Origin of the sequence: Planomicrobium sp. CPCC 101079 (assembly GCF_007859275.1) — a bacterium.
Classification (GTDB): domain Bacteria; phylum Bacillota; class Bacilli; order Bacillales_A; family Planococcaceae; genus Planococcus.
In genome coordinates this window covers 1-621 of record NZ_VOHC01000025.1, presented here as the reverse complement: position 1 = coordinate 621, position 621 = coordinate 1, and the positions used below count along the sequence as shown (strand labels likewise).

The 621-nt window shown below is 49.0% G+C and carries 1 pseudogene; it reads right to left on the bottom strand.

The annotated features are described in order from the left end of the window. Window positions 1-621: pseudogene (locus FQV28_RS19555) on the bottom strand (IS3 family transposase); the annotation flags it as partial.

Sequence of the window (621 nt, the reverse complement as noted above, 5' to 3'; positions counted from 1 at the left end):
TAGAGCTTCTGTCCGAAAAGGGCAAACTCCGTCACATCGGTCACCCACTTCTGATTCGGTTTCTCGGCCGTGAAATCCCGGCGCAGCACATTCGGTGCCACCTTCCCGGCATTGCCGCGGTAGGAACGGTATTTCTTCAGCCGCACCTGGCAAGTGAGGCCGATCACGTTCATCAACTTCAGAACGGTTTTCGGATCGAGGTGGATGTCTCTTTTCTCCAATTCGATTTGGATATTCCGATGCCCATAACGCCCTTTGTGTTCGTGAAAGATGACGGAAATCGCCTCTTTTGCCTCTTTGTATTTGTCGGGACGTTCCTGGTGTTTGATCCAATAATAATAGGTGCTTCTCGGAATGGATGCCACGTGGATGAGGTCGACGACCTTAAAATCATGCCTTAGCTCATAGATTACTTGCGCTTTGAGTTGCGTTGTGAGCGTTCCTTTTCCTTCACTAAGGCATTCAACTTTTTTAAATACGCGTTCTCCATGCGTAACCGTTCGACTTCTTCCTGGAGTGTTTCGTTCGACTCCATTGATGGTACGGGTTTCTTCGGTTTCTCTTTCATCGATGGACGCCCCTTTTTCTTTGGAATGAGGGCGTCTGGTCCGGTTTGATCAT